We start from the raw sequence: 4,099 nt of genomic DNA, 5'->3' as shown, positions 1-4,099 counted from the left end.
CGTAGAGTGCGGTCAGGAGGGTGTTGAGGTCGGTCGTCACAAACTGATCTTCAACACCCTCCTGCCACGTCCCGGGCCGGCACGCCGTTAGGACTTACTCGTCTAGCTCTCGCCGCGCCCCGGATGTTCGGGCACGATCGCGCTCGATCGGAAGAACCAACCTGCACGTCTTTCCGAACGTGCAAACAAGGGGAACTCATTCGGCTTTTTTCGGCGTACCCAAAACGCGGTGCTCAATTTTTCCTTGGCGGCGAAGAAATTTGCTCCTGCTTTTGCCGGCGCCTAACCTTCGTCGTCGCACACTGGTCGTATGACTGCTACTCCCTCAGCAGAGCCATCAATGGACGGGCCTGTTCCGCCGGCTGGGGCAGGCCCGTCCAGGCCGGTCCGGGTCCTCGTCACTGGAACCGAGTACACCGGTGGGCTCGCCGCGCTTCGCGCCCTTCGCGCGGCGGGATATCAACCCTGGGCCGCGATTACCACGCGCAGCGGCTTCGGCGCTCGGTCGCGCGCCGCGGCCGGGGTGGTCGAGGTCTGCGACCCGCGCACCGATGCGCAGACCTTTGCGCGCCAGCTCGCCTCCGCGGCCGCCGAGATCGGGGCGGTGGCCGTGCTACCCGGAACTGAGCCAGCGCTTCTCGCACTGGGCCGTCACCGCGCATTGTTTCCCTGCACGGTCGCTGTGGGCGCGCCGCCAGAGATCCAGACCGACATTGCCTGCGACAAGTCCGGGCTCGCGGCACGAGCCGAACGCGCGGGACTGGCCGTGCCACCAACGACGCTGGTGAAGCGCAGCAACGGCGAAGTGCCGGCCGAGATGCGCTTTCCGGCGGTCGTCAAACCCGTCCGATCCGAGTTGCTCACCGAGGGTGGGCTCCAGCGTTTCGAGGTGGTGCGCGTGGAGGACGCCCGCGCCCTTGATTCCGCCGTCGCTGGTCTTCCGGGCCAGGCAGCCTTGATCCAGCCCTACCTCGCGGGCCCGATCAGGACCGTCAACGGCGTGGCATGGAACGGTGCGGTCCTCACCACCGTGCACAAGCTCGCCGACCGCACCTGGCCGGTCGACTGCGGAGTCGTCTCCTACGCCCGAACCGTCGAGCGTGACGCTAGCCTCGACCAAGCCGTCCGCCGCCTGCTCGCCGATCTGGAGTGGAGCGGCCTGTTCAATCTCCAGTTCATCGACGCGGACGACTCCACGTACCTCATCGACGTGAACCCGCGCATCTACCACTCGGTGGGGCTCGCGGTACGGGCCGGCGTGAACTTGCCTGCCATCTGGACCGCGCTCCTGCTTGGACAGCAGCCCGCCGTGCCGGAATATAGCGTGGGGGTCCGGTTTCGCGCCGAAGAAGACTTCTACTCCCTATGGCGAATGTTCCGCTCCGGCCAGCGCGTCACCGCCCTACGCGCGCTCCTCCCACGACCGCACACAACCCACGCCGTCTTCTCTATCACCGACCCAAGACCCACAATCCAGCTAGCCCGTCGATTGGCTAACCGCGCCATATCGGCCATCCGGAAGAACCCGGGGTCTGTCTCATGATCGGTGCTTGCGGCGTCGTTCTCAGTAGGTCTCGGCTCCCGGCCAGCGGTCACCGAACGTGATCGCGACGGCGTTGATCACAGGCTTCCACGGCATCGTCCACCGGGTGTCGCTAGTCCCGGTTGGGTACAGGCTGCGAGTCACAAGGTACAGGCGTGATGTTCAATGATCACGTTCTCCCGCCCGGCCTGACCTCTTCAACGCTATCAGGCCAACCATCTCGTTTGACAGTAGGCCCATCACTTCATCGCGGCCGACTCGGTCAGGCAATGGCCCTCGCGCTCGGACAGCCCCCTGGTCAGGGCGGTGAGGAACGCGTCGGCCCAGGGCCAGTTCGCCGGGAGGCGTAGGTGCAGGCGGCGGGCGGTGTGCACGAGTCGGCCGGGGATGGTGAACAGCCGCCGGCGCAGGGTCGCCGCAGTGGCCCGGCTCCGGCTGGTCGGTCGACAGGACTGGGATGCGGCGAAGCGGGATATCAACCCATCTACACCGCGCCCAGTCAGGATGCCGAGCTCGTCGCCACGGGATGGGCTCGACGAGAAATGGGGTCGTAAGCATGGGCGATGAGCCGGCTCTGGCGCAACGCTTGGTGGAGAAGTTCGTGCCGTTTCAGGACTACGACGTCGAGATCCGGCGGGTGATCTGCTCAAGAAATGCGACGAGTCACTCAACGCTCGATACCGGCGAGCATCAACGCCCTCCCGCTGCGCACTTGAACCCCAGGCCCAGTCCGCCCACTACCCGGAAGCCGGCCGACCGGCGGCACGATCATGGCCAATTCCGATTCTGAAACAGCCCGCCCGAACCCACGCGCTGTCGTCGATCAACAGCACAGCCCAACGGTGCATCCGGGCTTAGAGCCCGTTGGGTCCCAAGACGGTCAGGTGAGCTTCCGGGACACGACCAGGTAGCCGCTTCCTAGCCATCTGAGCGGTCCCTGGCTAATCGTCTTGTCAGGATCCTTCCGCGTCCAGGCCCATCGCCCGAGGAGTCGGTCGAGCGGGGGAACGAGCGCTGTGACATCGAAGTACACGGTGTCCACGGGACGAAGTCCTGCGGACGCAAGCAGCGTGTGCAGCTGGCGCTTACGGTAGGCGCGAATGCCCGTCTTAGGCGGTTTGTGCCGCCGTTCTGGTGGTACCCCGAGCGCCGTCTCGATCCCGCCCAGTACGCGCAGCAGTGGCCAGAAGAAGTGCCATTCAACGAACCGGTAGGGGCTGGCCGGATTCAGCATGGTGACGACCACCACGCCCCCGGTCGGGCAACCCGGGCGAGCTCCGTGAGCGCAACGGTCGCGTCAACGTATTCGAGGACACCCATGGCCAGTATGACGTCGAAGTAGTGCTCCTGAAACGGGAGCGATTCGATGCGCCCGACAAGTGCCTGAGCATTCCCTGCGTCCTTCATCCTGCGAGCGCAGGCCTCGACCATCGCGGCGGACCGATCGAGCGCGGTGATGTGGAAGGCGTCCGGTCGCGAATCGAGTATTTCGCGGACCATCATTCCTGGCCCGCAGCCCACGTCGAGCAGGTCTCCGCCAGGAAGCGGTGTAAGTATTCGGGAGACGAGCTGGATCCGCGAGCGAAAGAACCGCGCGGTCGGACCGGGTATCGCGGTGCGCGTCGACGTAGCTCTCGGCATCAGCGGCGGCGCCGAACTGCACCCCAACGACATCATCACGCGAGCTCTGCCGAGTGTGGCGCCGTGCAGCGCCGCGGATTGGCCGACGAACAGAGGTTCGCCTGGTCCCCCTTCGCCCCATGCAGTCCACCTTCCGATTCCGCGCCCTGCCGCGTGGATTGTGCTGTCGGATGAGCAAATGCCCACTGCGATCAAGGTCCCGCGACGTACATTTCGTGATGGAATCAGCCGCCGTGTCGCCGGATGCTCCGAACCTGTCGTGGTGTTGGCGAGGGCTCCCGCAAAGCTAGAAGAGCTCCTAGAATGTTTGAACGAATTGTTGTTGGTGGTTTCCACCACCAGCGGTGATAGTCCCCGTTGCTGATGCACTCTTTGCTTCCGATTTGGCGAGGCAATAACGCATCTATTTCTCCGGCTTGGGCTCGGTCTGACCCTGGACTGAAAGGGCCCAATCTTTGATCCTCCTTCCTCTCTGACCTGAATGTGACTCTGTCTGCACGCCCTCGACGTTACGTCCCGACTTCGGCTGTCTTCGGAACGTCCTGTATGTCGCCCCATGCATAAATGCGAGGAAATCTACGGATGACGGAGTGCGCCGCGTCCGACAGCGGCGCGTAGGCGAACCAGCCGAAGTCGGCGGCGTCGGCCGGGGTGAGGAAGCTCGCGAGGACCGTGAGGCCGCCGAACAGGGGACAACCAGTAGGAGAAGGCGTTGCGCCGCGGACAGGTGACGTCGGGGGCGCCGATCTGCAGCGGGACGATGTAGTTCGCGAAGCCGAAGAAGATCGGCGTCGCGTACAGCAGCAGCATGGGCGGGGAGTGTCAGATGAACGGTGGAACCGGCCTCGGTGATGGCTAGTTTCCGTTGCTGGGGACGATACGGCCGGCGAAGGTGATCGCGAAGGCGTTCAGCGC

Annotated in this window: 3 protein-coding genes and 3 pseudogenes; 2 read left to right on the top strand and 4 right to left on the bottom strand. The window is 64.8% G+C overall.

Translation table 11 applies throughout. The features are described 5' to 3' along the window. The first annotated feature begins 310 nt into the window (after positions 1-310). A complete protein-coding gene (locus PSD17_RS00830; protein WP_339120954.1) occupies positions 311-1,543 on the top strand; it encodes an ATP-grasp domain-containing protein in 1,233 nt (410 codons plus the stop codon). A 21-nt stretch (positions 1,544-1,564) separates the two neighbouring features. On the opposite strand, the pseudogene PSD17_RS00825 reads toward PSD17_RS00830, so the two are convergent. Together PSD17_RS00825 and PSD17_RS00820 are read right to left on the bottom strand one after the other, a co-directional pair. Then, positions 1,565-1,696: pseudogene (locus PSD17_RS00825) on the bottom strand (IS256 family transposase); the annotation flags it as partial. 86 nt (positions 1,697-1,782) lie between these two features. After that, a complete protein-coding gene (locus tag PSD17_RS00820; protein ID WP_339120953.1) occupies positions 1,783-1,917 on the bottom strand; it encodes a hypothetical protein in 135 nt (44 codons plus the stop codon). A 186-nt stretch (positions 1,918-2,103) separates the two neighbouring features. Here PSD17_RS00820 and PSD17_RS35255 point away from each other — a divergent pair. Beyond that, positions 2,104-2,233, top strand: a pseudogene (locus PSD17_RS35255) (transposase); the annotation flags it as partial. 537 nt (positions 2,234-2,770) lie between these two features. Here the strand turns inward: PSD17_RS35255 and PSD17_RS00810 are convergent. Together PSD17_RS00810 and PSD17_RS00805 are read right to left on the bottom strand one after the other, a co-directional pair. Then, positions 2,771-3,220, bottom strand: coding sequence for a class I SAM-dependent methyltransferase (locus tag PSD17_RS00810; protein ID WP_339120956.1), 450 nt, complete (start codon positions 3,218-3,220; stop codon positions 2,771-2,773). A gap of 551 nt (positions 3,221-3,771) precedes the next feature. Further along, a pseudogene (locus tag PSD17_RS00805) lies at positions 3,772-4,006 on the bottom strand (cbb3-type cytochrome c oxidase subunit I); the annotation flags it as partial. Positions 4,007-4,099: the final 93 nt, after the last annotated feature.

The sequence above is a fragment of the Pseudonocardia sp. D17 genome (assembly GCF_036984265.1).
GTDB lineage: Bacteria > Actinomycetota > Actinomycetes > Mycobacteriales > Pseudonocardiaceae > Pseudonocardia > Pseudonocardia benzenivorans.
Note: the sequence above shows the minus strand (reverse complement) of the source record. Positions and strands in the feature narration are given on the sequence as shown.

Excerpts from the sequence above, each read along its gene's own strand:
- PSD17_RS00830 (WP_339120954.1), top strand. The coding sequence starts at position 311 with ATGACTGCTACTCCCTCAGCAGAGCCATCAATGGACGGGCCTGTTCCG.
- PSD17_RS00810 (WP_339120956.1), bottom strand. The coding sequence starts at position 3,220 with ATGATGTCGTTGGGGTGCAGTTCGGCGCCGCCGCTGATGCCGAGAGCT.